The following is a 20,461-nucleotide window of genomic DNA, read 5'->3' as shown; positions in this document are numbered from 1 at the left end:
TAAGCATAGCCCGTCATAGACATCGCAGTTAGAGGGTAATTGCCCCTGAATTGTTCGGTTCTACCACTGTCATCAGTATACAAATAGCTATAACCTCTTAGATAGTAGTGAAATGTCTAACCTAGACGCTGTTAGTCGCTCTTGAATTAAGGGGTGAAAGCCTGTGTACCAATGGATATTGCCAAGCCTGAGCGAAATCTTGGCCCAAAATCAATCAAGTGTGGCAGAATGTTCACCTGCTAAAGCAGAGCAGCAGTGGCGTATCAGCCTCGCAGCGACAGAACATTTGCTATTAAATACTTTAGCAGACCCTTCAGTTGACACAACCCAAGGATTAGTTTTAGCTGCACCAGCACCCTTGTTTAGTCAACCAAAATTGACTCAAAGTTTACAAACAGTAACTTTTACAGCAAAACCATTTAACCCTTTGGCGCTGATGCCATTTCAGATGCCAGGTGCAATTGCGTCTGTCAATGAAGATATTGCTCCTAATGAATCGGTACTTCCTTTACTACCTGCCGATCCGCTCGGAGCAGAACAATTTTGCTTGGTTTTTACAGATAAATTCAGATTAGTACTAGTTTTAACAACCCACAAAAACGGTAAAAAAACTTTTTCATTTTCTTTTGAGCCAGAGATAGTGCAGCAGGCTTGGCGATCGCTAGGGGCACGGGTAATGCTGGCTAATCCAGAATTTTTCGCCCGCCTGGACGCATTAGTAGAACAGTATTCTCCGGTAGCACCAGACTACCGCATGATGATCCACTTTAGTCAGTTATTACTTCAGGAATTAACAGAACCAGAAGAGACTAGAGACTTTTTACTAGGGACTGGGGAAGAAGCAGGGGAGCATACTTCGACTGCGCTCAGTAACCGGGGGAGCAGAGGAGCAGGGGAGCAGGGGAGAAAAGTTTTCCCCAATCCTGAATGCCCAGTTGCCCTAAGCAAAGCCGAAGGGATGGCTAATGTCCAATCCTCAAATCCTGATGTAGAATTGCTCCAAGCTTTTGCTCACGAAGTCCGTACACCTTTAACAACTATTCGCACCATGACTCGTCTGCTGTTGAAGCGGCGAGACTTAGATGCTAGCGCGATCAATCGCTTAAAAATTATCGATCACGAGTGTACAGAGCAAATTGACCGTATGGAATTGCTGTTTAAGGCCGCAGAACTAGAAACTACTGCCTCAGCAAAATCGTCAAAAACTCAACTCACACCGATGTCTTTAGATCAAGTGTTGCAGCAGAGCATTCCCCGTTGGGAACAAGCAGCGCATCGCCGTAACTTAACTTTGAATGTTGTTTTACCCCAGCAACTACCAACAGTAGTGAGCAATCCCACCATGCTGGATCGGGTTCTCACTGGTTTGATGGAAAATTTTACTCGCAGCTTACCGGCTGGCAGCCATATTCAAGTACAAGTTATCCCCGCAGGAGATCAACTGAAGTTACAATTATCGCCGCAATTCCGATGCAAAGATTCAAATAAAGCCACCATACCTGCAACGCCACCAATTCGCAAAGCTCTCGGTCAACTGCTGATGTTTCAACCAGAAACAGGCACGATTAGTTTGAATATCGCTGCAACCAAGCATTTGTTTCAGGCGATCGGTGGCAAACTAATTGTGCGCCAGCGTCCACACTATGGGGAAGTGATGACGATTTTCCTACCTTTAGAAGTTAGCAATAAACAGAAACCGATAGTCACGAATTAGAGATATAGCCATCCTAAATCAGATTGCGAACATTTTTGTTATGGTCGTCCTTGGTCATTTGTCCCTTGTCCTTTGTCATTTGTGACTACAACGGACTAATGACTAATGACTAATTACTAATTACTAATGACTAATGACATGAAACAAAGTACTTTTCCACACATCTAACAAATATTTCCACACCCATTGCCAAGGCGGTTTCGTCAAAATCAAACCGAGGATGATGATGGGGATATGCTAAGTCTTTCGCGGGATTAGCAGAACCCAGAAAGAAATAACAACCAGGAACTTCTTCTAAGAAAAATGACATATCTTCAGCAGCCATAGTTTGACATTCTGGTACGATACCCACAGGAGTTTCTACCACTTGTTCTGCTACAGATCGCACTAGTTCTGCTATTTTAATATCATTAATTACTGGTGGATAAAGTGACCAATATTCTAAGTCATAATTTGCACCATGACTCTGACAAATTCCAGCAATAATTTGCTCGACACGCTGGTTAAAAAAGCCTTTCAAACTAGGATTAAAATACCTGACAGTGGCACTCATTCTCGCTGTATCAGCAATCACATTGCGTTTGGTTCCAGCGTGAAGTTCTCCCACTGTTACTACTGCTGAATCAATGGGATTAATATTCCGAGCGACAATGGTTTGCAAAGCATTGACGATTTGAGCAGCAACAACAATGGAGTCAACAGTTTGATGAGGTAGTGCGCCGTGTCCACCTTTGCCCAAAATTGTGCAGTTAAAGCATTCCACAGCTGCCATCAATGCGCCAGCCCGCACACCCACTGTTCCTAAAGGCAAATTATTCCATAAGTGCAAACCAATAATCGCGTCAACATCAGGATTTGTCAAAACTCCAGCTTCAATCATCGGCTTTGCGCCTCCTGGTGATTCTTCCGCTGGCTGAAAGATAATTTTTACAACACCAGAGAAGTCTTGGCGATGCTGCTGGAGATAATAAGCTGTACCTAAAGCGATCGCTGTATGTCCATCATGTCCACAAGCGTGCATCACTCCATCATGCTGCGATTTGTACGGCACTTCATTGAGTTCTTGGATTGGCAAAGCATCCATATCCGCGCGAATCGCTAAAACTTGCGGAGTCGGAAGTCGCGAGTCAGGAAGTTTGTTGCCTTTGATGGTGGCAACAATGCCAGTATGGGCAATGCCAGTTTGATGCTCAATTCCCCATTCTTGCAGCTTTTGTGATACAAACTCAGCAGTCAGTTTTTCTTGAAAACCCAACTCTGGTTGTTGATGCAATCGTCGCCGCCACTCTACTAATTGCGGTTGCAATGAGCGGATCGAAAGTCGGATGCGAGATAGATCGACAGAAGCGGGATTGGGAAAGGTGGAAACCATTATAAAGACAAACTAGTTTAAGTACAGCTGATACCAATTTCAAAACGAATGCAACATATATTATATAGATAAGACCCATTCCCAATCGTCCTCAATACATTGGTGAGGATGTGCGTCAGCGCAGGTGGGGTATCTGCTGCAAAATTTTTGGAATTGGTATAAGTTAGATTATTTTCCTAGTTTAACGTGACTTGAACGAGTCTTCATTGACACTCTACTCAGCACTGAGTGAGGTCAAAAAGTTTTTAGTTGATAGCTGTTAATTTTCTCTCTAGGTCAAATAAAAAGCCGTGGATATACTCTTCAGTCCATTCGGCACCATAGAAGCGTTTAAACATCCCTCGCGCTGGGTCTTTTTCAGCCCGATATCGCAGGTATCGCAGTTGGGCTTGTTCTATGGCTACTAAATTTTGGGAATCTGTTATGGGTTCTGCCTGCTCTACGAAATCGAGATAAGCTTTCAAATAGTCTTTGAAAGCAGCAAACACCTGAGTTTCTACTACAGCCGTTTCTTGGGGACGAGTCCACAGAAAAGCGGGAGAGAAAAAGGGCTGTGCTTCTTCGGGAAAATCTCCCCCCCAAGATAGATGTTGTTGATGGGCGTGGAAAATGGGCAGAATTGGTTCAGTATATTTTGCTTGATATGCCAGATCGTCCCGAAATAGGGGCTGCATATCCAAAGCAATTAGATGTCCTCCTGGCAATGTCACCAAATCTGCCCCAAAAAAGGGTAAATCGTAGTTGATGCGGGGAAAAATCACAAAATTCAGCACTTGCAGCGAATTGCCACCTTGTACGTGAGCTGCCCGAATTTGCCGCAATTTTGAAGTTTGAAAGGCATAACTGGTGGTGACAACTTCTTCCTGATTCTTTCCCTTGCCCACAACAGCACTCTTGGACTCAAATCCAGTGGGGATAGGATAGGGCTGTAAATCCAAACGCGATCGCATATAGGCGATCGCATAATCGAGAAATGGTTGATAGAGTGTCACGTCGCTTCGCTCCGAATTCAAAATTAATAATCCCCAATGCCCAATGCCCTATGCCCAATGCCCAATGCCAATTATCTTTTGCCGGCACCGACTGCTAGGGGAACAGCATCTTCAAATAAGAATTCATGGAGAAAGCGTTCTGCCCATTCATGACCAAAGTAACTGCTAAACAAACCAGATGCTGGATCGCGGTCTGCACTATATTGGTCATAGTCTTTTTGGGCTTTGACAATCCGTTGGATATCTTCAGGGTCTTGGAGCGGTTTGGCATCGGCTAACATTTGCCAATACAAGTTTAAATAATCCTGAAAAGCTTCAAAGACTCGTGTTGCCACTGTTTCCGGGTCGGTTTTGGCAAACAATAGATATTTAGAAAAATACTGGTTGGCATCGTAAAACTTCATTTCTAAATTTTGTGCCAAATCCGGGTATTTATCGTGAAGAGATTTTAGCGGAACTATATATTTTTTTTGATAATCTTCATCCTGAAATAAAGGCTGGAAATCAAGCACAATCAGATTTTTGACTTTTCCAAAGGATAAAAAATCAATCCCTAACAGAGGTAAATCGTAGTGGTGACTGGGATAAATTACGCTGTTAAAAATTTGAGCGCTTTCTCCAGCATCAATGTAGGTATAGCGAATTTTCCGCAACTCTTGAGATTGGTAACACCAACTGCGAATAGTTGCTGGGTTTCTGCCGCGATCGCTAACTTTGAATTCCAAACCAGGGGGAATGACCCTACTTTGTAAATCAAATCGCTGAAATAGCTCTTTTTCTAAAAATTCCAGGAAAGGCTTATACATGGAGCATGATTTGTTAACCCTTGCATGAAAATAAGTTATGGCGATCGCGCACGTCTCATTTATGAGAAACAAAGCAACATTCCTTAATGGGGAATTGGGGATTGGGGATTGGGGATTGGGGATTAGGGATTGGGCATTGGGCATTGGGCATTGGGAATTAAGAAAATTCTTTCCCAGTTCCCAGTCCCCAGTCCCCAGTCCCCAATCCCACTAACGCCTAGCATGATTGCGACCGATCATTTGCTGCAAGACTTCTTGGGAAACACAGCGACGCTCCGAACAATAAGTCATCAAGTTAATTCCGTTCATCATTCGTACTGTACTGACTCTGACACGAAAATCATCCGTAACAAACCAACAACGTTCCTGACCTTGATTGTTGTCATAGTCAGTATCAATCGTCAGTACTCCATCATCAGCAAATCGATATCGGCTCACAACCGGAATGCTCTCAACATAGCCTTGGTTGCGAATCAGTTTTCCAGAACGCCTCGTTTCGTCGGGAACATCAACCAAAATCGCTGCATTATCGGTATTCGGTAGCCTGGTATCTAGGTTAGCTTGCCATGCAAAGCTAGCACCGCTTGTTGCTTTATTAGGATCTATCCCTTGGGCTTTACAAACTTCTTGGACTTTCGGATCGTCCTTTTCCATGACTTTTATAATCAAATTCGACTCCCCCGACTCATCCGCCGCCGAGTCAAAATGATGAACGGCGCGTTCCGTAAACCACGTACCCTCACTTTTACGGAAGAAGTCGATCATTGTCAAAGGCGGTATTATATGCATCTGTTTTGAAACCTCGTTTTATCAAATTTTGGCGTTATTAATACTGAGTGATGAGATGAAGTCCCGGTTTAGCTAAAGTGTAGAATAACTCCAAAAGTGATATTTTAATCAGCTGATGACAAATAGTGAAATTCAACTTATTACAAGCGTTCGCCCCAGTCCAACTCCAGAAATCTTAACAGCCCTGAAAGCCGGAATCCCTGTGGATTCGATAGATTTGTACCAATTTAATCTCAAGGAAGTCGATTTCCGACAAGCTAACTTGAGTAAAGCCAATCTATTAGGAGCCGACCTCAGTGAAGTGCTATTAAGTAATCTCGATTTGAGTGGGGCAGATTTGCGAGGCGCTAATCTGCAAGGAGCCGATTTGAGTGGGGCTAATTTGCAGGGAGCCTATTTAAACCGTGCCGATCTCCAACAAGCAAATCTCAGTGGCGCAAATTTGGAGGGAGCCAAACTCCAAGTAGCACGTTATGATTCCCAAACGAAATGGCCCGAAGAATATAACTACAAAACTTCGGGAGCGGTAGGGCCGGGTGCTAATCTCAATGGTGCTTTTCTGAATACAGCTTCTTTACGAAATGCAGATTTACAAGGTGCTAATCTGCGTGGAGCCTATCTGAGTGGCGCTGACTTGACAGGAGCCAATTTGCAAGGTGCTTCTTTGAGTGGTGCCGATCTAACAAAAGCTTATTTGACAGGGGCTTGCTTACGGAATGCTCGATTGACAGGAGCCGATTTGCGGGATACAGACCTGCGAGCAACCGATCTCAGTGATGCAGAGATGGAGCATCTTCAAAGTATTGCTGGGGCAGATTTTACTCTTGCTCAAGGACTCACAGAAGCAACTAAAGCTATGCTTTCCAGTCGTCCACATTCAGAACTCGATGTTTGGAACGCCTATACCCGCAAAACAACTCGTGAAAGTTTGAGTGCTTGACCGTGCCAATTTTAGATTTTAGATGCAAGCCGCGCTCCTTGTGAGCGAAATAAATCGATCCAAAATTGTTTGACCAGTTGCTCTGTAGTGAGTTTACAACGGCTGCCAGTTCTTTTTCAGGAGTGCTAAAAATGTCGCGTATCCTTCGGAAAAACCAGGCGGATCGGGTAGAACATATTGGGGAAATTCTTTATACGATCGCCAAGGTTCCGAAGCATTATGCCGCAAATGTAAGGCAATTTCTGAGGAACCTGGTAATCGCCAAGTCATTTGACCCGTTTGTATATCAGTCACAAATGCCTCCTCATCTCGAAAAAGTTGATCTTTTCTTCAAGATTTTGGCAGATTAACCGGATATTTTGGTCAAATTTAAGGTAAAGTCAAATATTTACTGTTTATCTAATAAGTTTTCTCACAATATTGCATTGCAGACAAACGCACGCCGCTATTGTGGCAACAGGTCTTCTAAAGCAGCCCCGACAACTCGGTGATCTTCATCCTGTCTAAGTTGGTTCAGAGCTGCTTTGGCTTTCGGTTCATCAAATCGTTTGAGAGCATAGCTAACTCGCACGCGCATCCGCCAAGATTCATCATTCACCAACGTTAGTATTTGGGATAATGCCGCAGTATGTTGACTAGAATTAGCTAGTAAGCCGAGTGCATCAACAGAAGATTCCTGAACTGTGAAATCTTCATCTTTTAAACCCTGAACGCATATATCAAATAGTTCTTCTGGGCAATCCATTTCAGCGATCGCAGCCAAAATGCTCCGTCTAACTAGCCAGTGGTCATCCTGATAATATGCCAAAACTAGATGAGAAACTGCGACTCTGCCAAATAGCGATAAAGAATTTGCCGCCTCAGCCCGCACGTTGGGAGTATCATCAAATTTCATAATTTGCATCAAAGCTGCAAAAGATTCCGCTGATTGTTGATTACCCAATCCCCTAGCCACAAAAGAACGCACCAAAAATTCTGAGTCATGAAGTTTACTCGTAAGCAGAGGAACTGCAACTTCTGATTCATAATCATTTAGGGCGGCGATCGCCTTCAAACGATAGTGAAAATCTGGGTTCTTTAGTTCAGCTTGGATTTTATGGATTTCCATAAGTGCATTTGGTACAGCTATTCTTTATTTTAGGGCATTGGGCATAGGGCATTGGAAAAGAAGAGGCAAAGGCAGGAGGCAGGAGGCAGGAGGCAGAAGTTCTAAAATGTTTGAATTTTGAATGCGTGAATTTTGAATTGATTTGTCCCCCTTCCAGCACAATGCCCAATGCCCCATTCCCCATCCCCCATCCCCTAAATCAATGACTCAATTAAGCGAAACCGTTAAAGAATTAATAGCCAAAGCTAGAATTGTCAGCTTTGCTGAGTGGGAACAGTCCCATCCAAAAGCAGCGATCGCTATATTTCAAGCTGCGGATGATGCTTTTCGCTACCTCAGTGACGAAGATTTATCGCAGATTAAAACCTTGTCACCCGATAATTCTGAGTTGATTCCTGTTGCTCAATTGTTACGCGATCGCGCCGCCGAAATCATTGATGAATCTAGAGAACAAGTTTTAGCAACTTATCCCGAAATTATCCAGCCTGGAGGCGGTCTTTATCCACCTGAACGCGCCCAAGCTTGCTGGCGAGATTTTTGGCATTTTCTTCGCTGCATTACTTATGGCATAGCAGGTGGCCACACTGAATATACAAGTCCCACAGGACTGCATTATATGAATTTGCTCTATCAGGAATTACAAGTTCCATTGGATGCAATGATTTTAGGCTTAAAAAGCATCAAAACTGCTAGTTTGAAACGCTGCCAAGCCGATCGGCAGCAAATTCTTGCTCCCTATTTTGACCATTTAATTAGCCAATTGGCTACTTTCCAAATTCGATAAGTTAAGCGTAAGTGGGCATGAATAATCAAAGGTTTGTAGTCAGAGCTTCAGCCCTGACTAACAAACAATATTACTTAATTTTATATTGCGTAAGATAGTTGAATTTATTCATGCCCACTGATTGAGATAAACTTAAGTGACTCAGCACAATTAATACTCTGGCTTAAGGGAATGGCAAAATACCATCACTTGCATCCCAATTGCAAATCCAATACTAAAAAAAAGCTAAAATTTCTCTAAAGTATAATTTAACTTAACAAATTTTAATAAATATGGTTTCAGCATCGTATCACAATGTGTAAAGGCAAACGATGCAAAAACTTAAAATCATCACGACTAATAAGGATTTAAAGTCTCTATGTCCCCTACTTTGTCACTATGATGTAAAGTTTTTTAACATCTGCTGAATATCCTTCTCATAAAATTTAGTTACTAACTGGGAGATAGTTTGAATGGCTTTTGGACCAGCATCACGATTAGGGGTCGCTCTGTTTGAAGACACCGATCCTATTGATCTGTGGCCAAATCGCTCTAATGAGGATGTTGAAACCGTAATTAGAACTGTCTATAAACAAGTTCTAGGCAACGCTTATGTAATGGAGAGTGAGCGGCTTTCTGTTGCTGAATCTCAACTCAAACGGGGTGAGATTAGCGTTCGCGGGTTTGTGCGTCAAGTCGGGAAGTCAGAACTTTACCGTTCGCGGTTTTTTGATAACACCCCTCGTTATCGGGCGATTGAATTAAATTTCAGACATTTCTTTGGTCGTGCGCCATTGAATTTAGAAGAAACGCGTACACACAGCACTATTCTGGATACAAAGGGTTTTGAGGGTGAGATTGATTCTTATCTAGACAGCGACGAATACCAAGAAACTTTTGGGGAAAACATTGTGCCTTATATTCGGGGCTACAAAACCGAAGCTATTCAGAGTTTGGTTCAGTTTACCCACTTGTTTCAACTGGTACGTGGTTCTTCTAGCAGCAGCCTGAAAGGTGACTTAGCTGGCAAACAACCAAAATTAAACAGTTTGCTAATTCAAAGCACGCCTACTCCTGTAGTTTCACCAGCCAGCAAGGGCGCTACATTCCGCAACCCAATATCTACCCCTCGCACTCGTCAGGGTGTGGGTTCTGGTGATGATGGTAAGGTATACCGGATTGAAGTTACTGGCTACAAAGCAAATGTGGTAAATAATATTTCCAAATTTCGTCGCAGTAACCAAGTCTTTTTTGTGCCATACAATAAGCTTTCACAAGAGTATCAACGGATTCACAAGCAGGGTGGCACGATCGCCAGTATTACCCCTGTCAACTAAAGAATAAAAATTGGGGATTTAGAGATTAGGGATTGGGAAATAATTCCGGTGTACTCAGTCTCTAATCTTTCAATCCCCAGTGTCGCTCGTTCTGGGATTTACGCAAAACTAAACGCACTCAAGGGCAATACCTTGCGGAAAGCCGCTTCTGAGCGAGACACTCCGCATAGCTAGCTTCCACCTAGAAGTATGCGTATACATAAAATTGCCCTTACCTGAAAAGAATGATTTTCGGCTATTTTTTGCGTAAATCGCGATCGCTCAAAAGTTAGCCAAAGCGATCGCTAATCTGGAGTTTGACCAATTCCGCCGTCAGTTGTGATATACGAAGACATTTAACACATTTTCACAAACTAAAGTTTTACAAAAGCTAGTCAGTAGCAAAAATAACTGACAACTGATGGGAAATTCTACCTCCATAAGGGGTAGGATGCTCGGAAATTAAATTAGCGTTTTTCAGGAGATACCTCAATGTCACTTTGGGCAATTGATTCACCTAATGTTGAACTGCGTCCGAACACCAGCGAAAGCGAATTACAAACACTGATTCGGGCAGTTTACAAACAGGTTTTGGGTAATGCTCACTTGTTGTCAAGTGAGCGACTAGCCACTGCTGAATCGCAATTGCGCGATCGCAAAATCAGCGTCCGCGAATTCGTCAACATAGTTGCGAAATCAGAGATTTATCAATCCCTGTTTTTCAACTCTTCTTCCCAGTATCGGTTCATTGAACTGAACTTCAAACACCTACTAGGGCGTCCTCCTGCCGATCAAGCAGAAATTTCCGAACACGTCCGCATCTACAACGAACAGGGCTATGATGCTGAGATCGACTCCTATATCGATAGCAAGGAATATCAGCAGAATTTTGGCGAGAATATTGTTCCTTATGTTCGCAGCACAAGCTCCCAAATCGGAATTAAAAATGTTACCTTTAACCGCACCTTTAGCTTAGTCAGAGGATTCGCTAGCAGTGATAGCGATCGCAAAGCCAAACTAATCGGCGATATCGGTTCTAATTTATCCACATCCATCAAGGCTCCCGCAGCTGGTTCTAGTGTAAACAGCACCGACAAACGCTTCTTGATTAAGGCTGTCAAAGGTGCAGGTAATCTCCGTACTCGTCTGGGCAATCTGGAATACGTAGTTAACTACAACCAACTGTCTGGACAAGTGCAAAACATTCATCGCACAGGCGGCAAAATTATCAGTATCACTGAAGTTGCTTAGATTTGTCTAAGTAAGGAGACTGGGGACTGGGGACTGGGGACAAGGGGGACAAGGGGGACAAGGGGGACAAGGGGACAAAAAAAACTCCTAACTTCTAACTCTTGTACAGACGCGATTAATCGCGTCTCTACTCTTAACTCTTGTACAGACGCGATTAATCGCGTCTCTCCCCACTCAGCACTCCAAATTCAGTTGTGGTCAAGGAGGCTAACATTATAGACTAGGAGAATAACTTTGTTTTTTACCAAGATATCTCTTGGATTTTAAGCTACTTTTTTAAGATCACTTTTCTAATGGAAATTACTGACTTTTTTGAACTTTCAATTGGACGATGGCGATCGCAGCGTAGCGCTCATCATTTAGCATTCGCCCACTTTGAAGAAGTGTTATCTAACATTGACATTGAGTCTCTATCCACTAACGATCCAGCAGTGGCAGCAATCTGTCAATTGTATAACACTGAACCCGCCAGTATCACTCACCCTTTTCGGATGACTTGGGAAGGTGAGTCAGACTGGGACGATAAACCAATCTCTGGCAGTACTGTACTAGTACCAATTCCCGATGTCGAAAATCCTTCTAGAGGCAAACTTCTGCGGGATAAGGGGTACGCTGAAACAATTCCAGCAGTGGCTAAATATCATCTGAGTGATGATGGGATTTTTACCCTGTTAACAGAGTATGAACTCGCTGCTGCTGAGGAGCGAATTTGGTTTGCTAATCCAAATCTCCGATTTCGGGTAGCGACGATTAAAACCAGTGATGGTAAAGGTGTGACAACAGCTTCCTTTTCTTCAGAGATTCGCTCTTTGTCTTAAATCAATTAGCAAATATCAGGTTAAAACATAAAAGGATACAAGCTCCTAAATTTATTTATGGAGATTGTAATACGTGAATACTTCTCCTGGCGGAGAGGCTACGCCAACGACAAGCTCAGTACAAGTTTTGAATTTTGAATTTGGAGCGAAGCGACGTGACGATAGCGCCCAGCGAATCTAGCACTAACGCTAGCGATTTGCTCACCTTAGCCTGTTGGATGGCAGGAGATTTTAGCAACTACAAGCAATCTTTTGCAAATCCGCAACTTTACGCCCACATTCACATTTATTTTCGTCCTTTACCGATTGAATTTTTTTCTGGTATCGGTTTCTATTCTGAACAAGCTTATGACCACGATTTATGGACACCCTACCGTCAAGGAGTACATCGACTAGTCGATTGGGGCGATCGCATTTATATCGAAAATTACAGCTTGAAAGATCAGATGCTTTATGCAGGTGCAGCTCGTGAATTAGATATCCTCAAAACCATTACCCCAGAAAGCATCGAACGGCGTTATCACTGTTCGATGGTTTTCCAACGAGAAGGTGAAATGTTTCGAGGTAGTGTGGAACCAGGCAATCAATGTCTGATTAAACGCAATGGATGCCAGACATATCTTGTCAGCGAAGTAGAAATAACTGAGCGTACTTGGATAAGTCTAGATAAAGGCATGGATATTGAAACCCATAAGCAAATATGGGGATCTACTGCTGGGCCATTACAATTTGAAAAACGGGAGAGTTTTGCTGATGAATTACGTGCGGTGAGCGCATCATGTTGATTCAGCTTGAATCTGTTAAAACCAAAATGTTGCCTCCACTGGCTGAAAAAAAAATGCGCTGCTGGATTCGCAGCCGCCATTTGATTTGTTCGGGTAATTTTTTTATATTCGAGACATTAGAATATACAACGATTGAGAGATTCTCTGAATGCGTTGCTTCTTTAGGAGGGACAGTAATATCCGTTGACCCAGTTAACAAAATTTGGATGGGCGATCATCGCCAAGTAATTTTATATCAGGCAAAAGCCAGTTTACATACACCTCATCATACTTTGAAACAATACTGGATCAAATACGGTGGTTTCTACACTAGATTTGATGAGCGTGCTTGAGAGTTACTATCCTGTAGAAATTGTTCTGACAGGCGTTTATACTCTAATTCAAAATTAAGTTTTGAATTTTAAATACTCCCCAAGGGGGTTGACGGCTAATTATTAATGTCTAATTGCTAATTTCTCATTGTGATTAGTTGTTAGTTATTAATAGTTAGCCGTCTAAGTTTGTTAGAAAATGTAACTAAAAAAATCACCAAAAGTTGATAAGTTAATATCAATAACCAGGAATTAGTAAATCTTAAGTAGGGACTGTTATGGCTTTGCATTTTAGTATTGCCACCCTACTACAGAAATTTTATTTTACTTGACAAATTAGTTCCCCTTACCCACAATAACCCAACTATGCAGACCTTCTTAGACGAAGAAACCAGACGACGCCAATATCAAGCATTTCCCCAAACAGAACCTATAGAACTGTGGACTACTGCTTCAGTTGATGATATTGAAATTGTAATTCGAGCAGTTTATCGGCAAGTGTTGGGTAATGCTTACATCATGGAAAGTGAGCGGCTCGTAGTTCCAGAATCCCAACTCAAGCAAGGTATAATCGATGTGCGTGAGTTTGTGCGTCAAGTTGCCAAATCAGAGTTATATCGCTCTAGATTTTTTGATAACGTTTACCGCTACCGGGCAATTGAACTGAACTTTAAGCATCTACTCGGACGCGCTCCTGATGATTACTCCGAGACGATACATCACAGCAACATTCTAGATGAGAAAGGTTTTGAAGCGGATATTGATTCTTATCTTGATAGCGACGAGTATCTAGATGCCTTTGGCGAGAACATAGTGCCATATTACCGGGGTTATAAAACTCAAACCGGCAAAAAGATATTGGAATTTACCAATATGTTACAACTGTTGCGGAGCAACTCTAGCAGTGATAAGAACCTAGCATCGAATAATGAACCTCAACTGGTGCGATCGCTAATTACCAACGCTCCTTACGGCAGACAGAAACTCACAGATATTAGTGCATTGCTGGCTGAAATATTCAAGCCCAAGCCAGAAACTGCTGCTCCAGTTAATACCTTTATTGCAGCTTCCACAGCAGCCGAGGAAAGCTTGCGGCAAAAAATTAAAGAGCAAGAAAGCCAGATTGCAACTTTGCAACAACAATTAGCAGACTTACGACCATTTGCCAGCATCGGCACAACAAAATTTAGTAGTACTTGGCAGTCTTCTAGTGTACCCACTAGCACAGGTGAGTATACATCTTTGCAACAGCAAGCTGACGCCCAAGAAAAACAGATTTCAGCTTTGCAAGAGCAAATTGCTGATGCTCGACGATCTGCAACAATTGGGGAAGCTCGGTTGAATAAATGGCGCAGTCGCGTTTTTAATGGTTAATTTCTCTAATATTTCTCTAATGTTTAATTTTATCGGGTGGGTTAGGCAAGTTTAACTCACCTATTTTTTTACTGTAGACATGATATAAAATCAAGAACTCGTTGGTGAATTTAAAGTCTAACAAGCTAGAAAGCTACAAACTCACTAAGCTAACGCAACTACATATTGCACTATTTTCCGTGTAGACCGTCATTAGTCATTTGTGTTTACCAAGGATAAAGGACAATTGACTTAGGACAACCTCTCCTGAAGGAGACGCTGTGCGTAGCTTGCTTCCCCAGAGGGGTACACCAGTTGATGTGCTTTTCTTTTTGCGTAACAGCTTAAAGATTTCCTGATATTTTGCGAGTAAGCTTGAAACAACAAATAATCAGAAAGTGTCTGAATTATTGTTCTAATAGACTTGCAACTTATGAAAAAATCTATAGTTTATCGATACCGTACTTATGGACTAGTTGGGTTAATATCCTTAACGGCTGTATTAACTACACCTACATCTGCCTTAACACAATTGGCAGACGATTCCCCAATTGGGCAAACTCCTATCCCTACTTCTAACTTAATCTGGCCAACTAAAGGGTTTATTTCTCAAGGCTTCCGCAAATATCAACATGAAGGCATTGATATTGCAGGGGCGTCTGGAACTCCTGTTATTGCTGCGGCATCCGGTACAGTTGTTAAAGCAGGTTGGGATAATTGGGGATTAGGAAATGCCATAACTATTAAACATCTCGATGGCAGCATTACTGTTTATGGTCACAATCGCCGTTTGTTGGTAAGCAAAGGTCAACAGGTTACTCAAGGTCAAATGATTGCCGAGATGGGATCTACAGGCAATAGTACAGCACCTCATCTGCATTTTGAAGTTCATCCAAATGGTCGAATAGCAGTTGACCCTCTTCGTTTGTTGACATCCGTAACTGCAAGTGTTGGCTTTGGTTCTAAAATTCAGCAAGTGGATAACCAGAACCGCCCAGTTTCGCCACCCCCAGTAGCAAATCAAGTTTCACCCTCACAACAGCCAATTCCTATAGATTTTGCACCTGTAAGCACTGATACTAAATGTAATGGAATTAGTCTTATTGAAGGTGAGACTATAAGCTCTCGTATAAAAGTCTGTAAAGAAAATGGTCAATTATTTTATATTGGGCAATTGAAGCAAGCCCCAAGCAAGCCTATAAAGATAGTAGCTTTGAATATTGGTAAAGACAGATATCGAGCAGATAATGGTAGTTTTTATTATTTAGTCACTCCACAAAGAGTTGAAGTTTGGCGAAATGGCAGTCAGATTCGTTCTGACAGTTTTTATAGTTTAAGGAAATCGCCTTGATATTCTTTCTACCTTACTTACTTTGGTGAAGATGGTTATTTTAAATATCACTCTTTGCTATACTAGATTGTTAAAAACTTAACTACTACACAGACTTTATTTCGCTTAAACTCAGGTTTTAAACAGCTTTCATACCCCCTGCCTACCAAAGGTTCAGACAGGGGGTATTACAGCAATTAGTTGAAGAAGAATGCAGAATTCAGAATTTTGACTCCTGAATTCTGTTCAATAAAACTTTCTGTTGAAATACACTTGCTAAAAGTTAAGTGTTAATTGAAGCAAGTGGTTGAGAGGCATTTGATACAGAGCCATTGTTTACGAGAGGTTGACGAGTTTTCAGGTCAAATTTGAAGCCATGTGGCAAAATATGAAGCTTTGCTCCACAAATTGCCAAAGACTCATCCTTCAAAATTTCGTCCACATTGTTATATGTAGCTTCTGATTCATCAACAATCGTAACCGCACCTTCACCAATTACTTCAACTTGGTTATCTACCACTACCATAGCGGTATTTTCATCAATACCAAATCCTAAGACAGCAGGCTGTAGTACCAAAGCTGATATTAAACGTCCCAAGCGTCCCCGTTGGGAAAAATGCTGGTCAATTACTACCCCTGGTAAAAATCCCATACCTGGGCCCATATCGACAGTTTCAATCCGAGGATGTGTTTCTGAGTCGCCTTCCACAATCATTACGTCTGGCATCACAGCAGCTCCGGCGCTTGTGCCTGCGATAACTGCGCCTTCAGAATAGCGCTGGTGAATCGCCGCATCGATTTCGGTGTCCTTGAGGATGTTGGTAATACGAGCTTGATCTCCCCCTGTAAAAAACACCCCAGTTGCTTTATTAATAGCTTCCAACGCGGTAGATGAAGCTGCATCTTCACGGGTTTCTGTATCAATAATGCGAACAGTTTCGGCTCCCAGGCGCTCAAACACTCTGATGTAATTTTCTCCCACTTCTCTTGGTAGTTCTGTGGCTGCTGTCAGAATTACAATATACGCCTTTGTACCTCCAGCGCGTCTGACAAAGTCCCGCAAAATTACGGAATCACCCTCTTTATCTTCGGCTCCGCCAATAATTACTAACTGCTTTTTGATATTACTTTCAACCATGATGCTCCCTGGGATTTGAGTTAATAAATTTCACTAAAACATGACAATTCAATGTATCAAATCATCCCTTTGATAGATTACTTGATAAAAGTAGGGTTAACATTTGCGTAGACGCATACCCCTACGGGGATCTTGCTACGCAAAGCGTTTGTCTGCGACACCCTGTTCGCGTTCGTACAGAAGCGGCTTGTCGTTAGACATCGCAATTAGACCAAAATACTTTTCTGAAAAATTATTTAATTTTCCAGTCACTAAATAAAATCTACAACATCAACTGCCTCTAGAAGTATTTTCTAGAGGCATTTTTGGCAATATTGCTAACGATCTATTGGAGATTTATCGGGCGATGCGAGTAATTGGTATTGACCCTAGCTAGATGCAAATAGATATCTGATGGCAAGTTCTAATGAATCCGACTTTTGTAAAGCAAGTTAGTTAAGAAAAAACGTGCTTGTTCGAGTGGGAGATGCCTGGGTTTGCCTTGGTAGACAATTTGATATTCATTCATGTCTGGGCCATCCCCATGTCCAGAGATCAGCTTTTGGTGAAAAGCTTCGTCAGCCAGTTCTCGAATTTCATCTCTTAGAGCAGCTTGTGTGCTATTCATACTTTGCTGTCTTTTTATACTGTCTTTTTAATGCCCTACATATATTTATACAATTTTAGGATGAGTGTTGTACCTTTCAAAGGTTATATCTTTAATTATTCATGAGGATGAATTGACTGTTCTTGGTTCCTAGCAGAAGATTGAAGATTTAATTATGCCTTAAGATAGTTAAAAATGCTTAGTAATAAAGTTAACGTGGGTTCTGATTAGCTCAGTGGCAAAGCCATCACTCTCCAAAATTAACCTGAGTCAATCTACAATCTATAAGTCTGAGTAATTACAACTCAGCATTAAAAATTTAGGGTGTTTAGCCGAAGGTTCGTAATCAATGGTTCTACAAAAAAGCAGTGAATTAGTCCGCATTAATGCTAGAAGAACAGATGTATTCGATATTTTCAACTTCAAGCATTACCTTGGCCCCAACCCTTATTTAAATGTAGGGGCGCTAGCATTTGATTTTGCTCTAATTGACTCTAGAGAGCCTTTGCCCATTGAAGATTATATTGCCAGCATTGGCGATCGCTATCCAAATCTTCGCGAGCAAACCTACGAATCTTATGCCCATCTCTTTGCCCAAGTTGTATCCGAAGCCGCAAAATTGGACATGGATTTACACCTTAATCGCTGGAGTGTGAAGCCATATCCAAATCTCACCCGGATTAGCATTCAATCACTACATGAACGCACAACTAGAGAGGTAATTTACTTTGTTTGGGATTGGTTTGAAGCCATTACCCAAGATGAAGACTTTGCTTTTGATGACCAGCTGGTAAGGCTGCAAGATAAATTTCGCGCATCTGTCTACGGAGGCCCCACGGTTTACGCCCTATTGCGAACAGCTTATGAAAAAGGTATTCCCGCCTTTTATTTGTGGGAAGAAGGATTGATGCAATACGGTTTAGGAAAAAAACACGTCCGGGGAGTAGCAACAACATTTAACTGCGATAGCCATCTAGATTCGGAATTTACTACCCGCAAGGATGATTGTAAGGCATTTTTGAAAACCTTGGGTTTCCCAGTACCTGAAGGTAGTATTGTCTTTACCGAAAAAGAAGCTTTGGCAGCAGCACGAGAAATTGGCTACCCAGTGGCAGTTAAGCCAGTGGTAGGTCACAAAGGAATTGGTGTCACGGCTGATGTACAAGACTCAAAAGAACTGATATCTGCTTTTAATCGGTCACTGGCAGCGATTCCCGAAAATCAGCAAACCCGAATAATTGTTGAGAAAAGCATCACAGGATCGGATTTTCGTATGCTGTGTGTTAATGGTCGATTTGTCGCCGCCACAGAACGCCGTCCCGCATCAGTTGTGGGTGATGGGTATTTAACGCTTGCAGAGTTAATTCGCCAAGAAAACCGCAAACCTGCACGTTTAGACACGCCAACCTCGCCGATGAGTAAAATTCAGATCGATGAAGCGATGGAACTCTACCTAGAAGAACAGCGTTTATCATTAGAGAGCGTGATTGAGAAAGGACGCACTGTTTACCTGCGTAAAGTTGCCAATCTTTCAGCTGGAGGTATGAGCATCGATGCAACCCCGACAGTTCATGATGACAATATTATCTTGGCGCAAGATATTGCTCAACATTTCCAACTGACTTGCCTGGGGATTGATGTAATCACCAAAAGTCTTGCAGAATCTTGGAAATCCAGTAACTTTGCCATCTTAGAAATCAATGCTGCACCAGGCGTTTTAATGCATCTGAAACCTTCTGTTGGTGAAAGTGTTGATGTACCTTCTCATATTTTAGAAACCTTTTTTGAGTCGGGTACAGATGCCAGGATACCAATTATTACCTTTAACAAAATCTCAGTTGAAGAACTGCAAGCAACGATTGACCATATCCTTTTGCAAAATCCCAACTGGACAATAGGTGCTGTTTGCCGTGATGCTGTTTTTGTGAATCGCTCGAAAAAAGTATTAAGCAAAGATTACAACAGTAATGTCCAAACTTTGCTGCGTCATCCCAAAGTTGATTTGCTAATTGCCGAGTATCCTGAAGAAATCCTCGAAGAACAGGGCATATTTTACCAAAATAGTAATATCGTAGTTTTGGATAATCCCACCGAAATTGAGATGATTTTGGCGCGAGATGTTTTCGATGGTTCGACTGTGGTGATTAAAAAAGGCAACGATATTTCTATTCGTCGCAAAGGGTTGATTGAAGATTATACTTTGGGTGAAGATGAACCATTTACGCGGGTTTATTTGAAGGAAACTGGAGCAATTTTGTAAGTTAAGTAAATAGGGGACTGGGGATTGGGGACTGGGGACTGGGGAGTAGGCGGGCAGGGGAGAATAATTTATAACCAATGCCCAATGCCCAATGCCCAATGCCCAATCCCCAATCCCCAACCCCCAGTTCAACTGTTCCAAAGCTAGAGAAATTAAAGAGCGTAGAGTCAGCTAAACTAAAGAAGAAATTGCTTAAGAAGTTTTAATAATTCTGCTGTTATGAGTACTGATTCATCTGTTAATTCTCCCGAAAAACCTGAATCTACATTCGGGAAGCGTCTGAGAAACTTCTTAATTATAATGGTAGCGATCGCACTTAGCGTTTCCCTCGTCTTAGGATTGCGAACTGAAACAACCTCGGCAACTCTAGCTAAGTTAAGTGAGACTTCCACACCGTTAGAAGTAGCCCTCAGCAATGGCAAACCATCTCTAGTAGAGTTTTATGCTGATTGGTGTACTGTCTGCCAAAAAATGGCACCAGATATCACTCAACTAGAAACAGAGTATGCTGACAAGATGAATTTTGTCATGTTGAATGTAGATAATACCAAGTGGCTGCCGGAAATGCTGAGATTTCGGGTGGATGGAATTCCTCATTTTGTATTTTTGAGTCAGCAAGGAGAAACCATAGCCCAAGCGATCGGCGATCAACCCCGGAAGATTATGGCTAGTAACTTAGAAGCTTTGGTTACTGGTTCCTCTCTCCCTTATGCTCAAGCTAGCGGTAAAGTTTCTAAGTTTTCAGCCCCAGTAGCACCAACGGCGAATCAAGACGATCCCCGCAGTCATGGGAGCCAGGTGGTAAATTAAAATAATTCGTAATACTTCG

The 20,461-nt window shown here is 42.1% G+C and carries 20 protein-coding genes; 12 read left to right on the top strand and 8 right to left on the bottom strand.

Features of this window, described 5'->3' with window-relative positions; genetic code table 11:
- The first annotated feature begins 163 nt into the window (after positions 1-163).
- The gene (locus RMX89_RS08085; RefSeq protein WP_322688565.1) at positions 164-1,714 is read left to right on the top strand and encodes a HAMP domain-containing sensor histidine kinase; all 1,551 of its coding nucleotides are present in this window, start codon (positions 164-166) and stop codon (positions 1,712-1,714) included.
- 130 nt (positions 1,715-1,844) lie between these two features.
- Here RMX89_RS08085 and RMX89_RS08080 read toward each other — a convergent pair whose 3' ends face one another.
- The 4 genes from RMX89_RS08080 to RMX89_RS08065 all read right to left on the bottom strand — a co-directional run bounded on the left by RMX89_RS08080 (position 1,845) and on the right by RMX89_RS08065 (position 5,673).
- Positions 1,845-3,086 (bottom strand): M20 family metallopeptidase, encoded by a 1,242-nt coding sequence (locus RMX89_RS08080; protein WP_322688564.1) that lies wholly within the window; start codon positions 3,084-3,086, stop codon positions 1,845-1,847.
- A gap of 245 nt (positions 3,087-3,331) precedes the next feature.
- Positions 3,332-4,078 carry a phycoerythrobilin:ferredoxin oxidoreductase gene (locus RMX89_RS08075; protein ID WP_322688563.1) on the bottom strand — a complete coding sequence of 249 codons (747 nt, stop codon included), beginning with the start codon at positions 4,076-4,078 and terminating at the stop codon, positions 3,332-3,334.
- Positions 4,079-4,149: 71 nt separating this feature from the next.
- Positions 4,150-4,884 (bottom strand): 15,16-dihydrobiliverdin:ferredoxin oxidoreductase, encoded by a 735-nt coding sequence (locus RMX89_RS08070; RefSeq protein WP_194042363.1) that lies wholly within the window; start codon positions 4,882-4,884, stop codon positions 4,150-4,152.
- 210 nt (positions 4,885-5,094) lie between these two features.
- Positions 5,095-5,673 (bottom strand): phycobiliprotein lyase, encoded by a 579-nt coding sequence (locus RMX89_RS08065; RefSeq protein WP_322682882.1) that lies wholly within the window; start codon positions 5,671-5,673, stop codon positions 5,095-5,097.
- 115 nt (positions 5,674-5,788) lie between these two features.
- Here RMX89_RS08065 and RMX89_RS08060 point away from each other — a divergent pair, with 115 nt between their 5' ends.
- On the top strand, positions 5,789-6,613 hold the full coding sequence (locus tag RMX89_RS08060) for a pentapeptide repeat-containing protein (RefSeq protein ID WP_322688562.1): 825 nt from the start codon (positions 5,789-5,791) through the stop codon (positions 6,611-6,613).
- A 93-nt stretch (positions 6,614-6,706) separates the two neighbouring features.
- On the opposite strand, the gene RMX89_RS08055 is transcribed toward RMX89_RS08060, so the two are convergent.
- Both RMX89_RS08055 and RMX89_RS08050 read right to left on the bottom strand, forming a co-directional pair.
- The gene (locus tag RMX89_RS08055; protein ID WP_322674177.1) at positions 6,707-6,907 is read right to left on the bottom strand and encodes a hypothetical protein; all 201 of its coding nucleotides are present in this window, start codon (positions 6,905-6,907) and stop codon (positions 6,707-6,709) included.
- A gap of 151 nt (positions 6,908-7,058) precedes the next feature.
- Positions 7,059-7,721 (bottom strand): HEAT repeat domain-containing protein, encoded by a 663-nt coding sequence (locus tag RMX89_RS08050; protein ID WP_322688561.1) that lies wholly within the window; start codon positions 7,719-7,721, stop codon positions 7,059-7,061.
- 202 nt (positions 7,722-7,923) lie between these two features.
- Between RMX89_RS08050 and RMX89_RS08045 the strand changes: the two genes are divergently transcribed.
- From RMX89_RS08045 to RMX89_RS08010, 8 genes are all read left to right on the top strand, one after another.
- Positions 7,924-8,505, top strand: a complete 582-nt coding sequence (locus tag RMX89_RS08045) for a phycobilisome protein (protein WP_322688560.1) — start codon at positions 7,924-7,926, stop codon at positions 8,503-8,505.
- A 452-nt stretch (positions 8,506-8,957) separates the two neighbouring features.
- Entirely contained in the window at positions 8,958-9,821 is an 864-nt protein-coding gene (locus RMX89_RS08040) for a phycobilisome linker polypeptide (protein ID WP_322688559.1), read from the top strand.
- 471 nt (positions 9,822-10,292) lie between these two features.
- Positions 10,293-11,051 carry a phycobilisome rod-core linker polypeptide gene (locus tag RMX89_RS08035; RefSeq protein WP_322688558.1) on the top strand — a complete coding sequence of 253 codons (759 nt, stop codon included), beginning with the start codon at positions 10,293-10,295 and terminating at the stop codon, positions 11,049-11,051.
- Positions 11,052-11,344: 293 nt separating this feature from the next.
- A complete protein-coding gene (locus RMX89_RS08030; protein ID WP_322674182.1) occupies positions 11,345-11,869 on the top strand; it encodes a phycobiliprotein lyase in 525 nt (174 codons plus the stop codon).
- 155 nt (positions 11,870-12,024) lie between these two features.
- Positions 12,025-12,654 (top strand): chromophore lyase CpcT/CpeT, encoded by a 630-nt coding sequence (locus tag RMX89_RS08025; protein WP_322688557.1) that lies wholly within the window; start codon positions 12,025-12,027, stop codon positions 12,652-12,654.
- Positions 12,648-12,986, top strand: a complete 339-nt coding sequence (locus tag RMX89_RS08020) for a CpeR family transcriptional regulator (protein WP_099102916.1) — start codon at positions 12,648-12,650, stop codon at positions 12,984-12,986. The genes RMX89_RS08025 and RMX89_RS08020 overlap by 7 nt, the downstream gene beginning before the upstream one ends.
- Before the next feature lie 345 nt (positions 12,987-13,331).
- Positions 13,332-14,339: a phycobilisome rod-core linker polypeptide gene (locus RMX89_RS08015; protein ID WP_322688556.1), complete on the top strand. Its 1,008-nt coding sequence runs from the start codon at positions 13,332-13,334 to the stop codon at positions 14,337-14,339.
- Positions 14,340-14,751: 412 nt separating this feature from the next.
- The gene (locus tag RMX89_RS08010; protein WP_322688555.1) at positions 14,752-15,669 is read left to right on the top strand and encodes a M23 family metallopeptidase; all 918 of its coding nucleotides are present in this window, start codon (positions 14,752-14,754) and stop codon (positions 15,667-15,669) included.
- Positions 15,670-15,931: 262 nt separating this feature from the next.
- Here the strand turns inward: RMX89_RS08010 and RMX89_RS08005 are convergent, their stop codons facing one another.
- A complete protein-coding gene (locus RMX89_RS08005; RefSeq protein WP_322674186.1) occupies positions 15,932-16,786 on the bottom strand; it encodes a cyanophycinase in 855 nt (284 codons plus the stop codon).
- Positions 16,787-17,189: 403 nt separating this feature from the next.
- Positions 17,190-17,393 carry a hypothetical protein gene (locus tag RMX89_RS08000; protein WP_322674187.1) on the bottom strand — a complete coding sequence of 68 codons (204 nt, stop codon included), beginning with the start codon at positions 17,391-17,393 and terminating at the stop codon, positions 17,190-17,192.
- Positions 17,394-17,721: 328 nt separating this feature from the next.
- On the opposite strand from RMX89_RS08000, the gene RMX89_RS07995 reads away from it, so the two are divergent.
- Both RMX89_RS07995 and RMX89_RS07990 read left to right on the top strand, forming a co-directional pair.
- Positions 17,722-19,632: an acetate--CoA ligase family protein gene (locus RMX89_RS07995; RefSeq protein WP_322688554.1), complete on the top strand. Its 1,911-nt coding sequence runs from the start codon at positions 17,722-17,724 to the stop codon at positions 19,630-19,632.
- Positions 19,633-19,851: 219 nt separating this feature from the next.
- Positions 19,852-20,442, top strand: coding sequence for a thioredoxin family protein (locus RMX89_RS07990; protein WP_322688553.1), 591 nt, complete (start codon positions 19,852-19,854; stop codon positions 20,440-20,442).
- Positions 20,443-20,461: the final 19 nt, after the last annotated feature.

Source organism: Nostoc sp. DedSLP04 (assembly GCF_034530775.1).
In the GTDB taxonomy this organism is placed as follows: Bacteria; Cyanobacteriota; Cyanobacteriia; order Cyanobacteriales; family Nostocaceae; genus Nostoc.
Note: the sequence above shows the minus strand (reverse complement) of the source record. Positions and strands in the feature narration are given on the sequence as shown.

Excerpts from the sequence above, each read along its gene's own strand:
- RMX89_RS08080 (WP_322688564.1), bottom strand. The coding sequence starts at position 3,086 with ATGGTTTCCACCTTTCCCAATCCCGCTTCTGTCGATCTATCTCGCATC.
- RMX89_RS08070 (WP_194042363.1), bottom strand. The coding sequence starts at position 4,884 with ATGTATAAGCCTTTCCTGGAATTTTTAGAAAAAGAGCTATTTCAGCGA.
- RMX89_RS08065 (WP_322682882.1), bottom strand. The coding sequence starts at position 5,673 with ATGCATATAATACCGCCTTTGACAATGATCGACTTCTTCCGTAAAAGT.
- RMX89_RS08060 (WP_322688562.1), top strand. The coding sequence starts at position 5,789 with ATGACAAATAGTGAAATTCAACTTATTACAAGCGTTCGCCCCAGTCCA.
- RMX89_RS08050 (WP_322688561.1), bottom strand. The coding sequence starts at position 7,721 with ATGGAAATCCATAAAATCCAAGCTGAACTAAAGAACCCAGATTTTCAC.
- RMX89_RS08045 (WP_322688560.1), top strand. The coding sequence starts at position 7,924 with ATGACTCAATTAAGCGAAACCGTTAAAGAATTAATAGCCAAAGCTAGA.
- RMX89_RS08040 (WP_322688559.1), top strand. The coding sequence starts at position 8,958 with ATGGCTTTTGGACCAGCATCACGATTAGGGGTCGCTCTGTTTGAAGAC.
- RMX89_RS08035 (WP_322688558.1), top strand. The coding sequence starts at position 10,293 with ATGTCACTTTGGGCAATTGATTCACCTAATGTTGAACTGCGTCCGAAC.
- RMX89_RS08030 (WP_322674182.1), top strand. The coding sequence starts at position 11,345 with ATGGAAATTACTGACTTTTTTGAACTTTCAATTGGACGATGGCGATCG.
- RMX89_RS08020 (WP_099102916.1), top strand. The coding sequence starts at position 12,648 with ATGTTGATTCAGCTTGAATCTGTTAAAACCAAAATGTTGCCTCCACTG.
- RMX89_RS08015 (WP_322688556.1), top strand. The coding sequence starts at position 13,332 with ATGCAGACCTTCTTAGACGAAGAAACCAGACGACGCCAATATCAAGCA.
- RMX89_RS08010 (WP_322688555.1), top strand. The coding sequence starts at position 14,752 with ATGAAAAAATCTATAGTTTATCGATACCGTACTTATGGACTAGTTGGG.
- RMX89_RS08005 (WP_322674186.1), bottom strand. The coding sequence starts at position 16,786 with ATGGTTGAAAGTAATATCAAAAAGCAGTTAGTAATTATTGGCGGAGCC.
- RMX89_RS08000 (WP_322674187.1), bottom strand. The coding sequence starts at position 17,393 with ATGAATAGCACACAAGCTGCTCTAAGAGATGAAATTCGAGAACTGGCT.
- RMX89_RS07995 (WP_322688554.1), top strand. The coding sequence starts at position 17,722 with ATGGTTCTACAAAAAAGCAGTGAATTAGTCCGCATTAATGCTAGAAGA.
- RMX89_RS07990 (WP_322688553.1), top strand. The coding sequence starts at position 19,852 with ATGAGTACTGATTCATCTGTTAATTCTCCCGAAAAACCTGAATCTACA.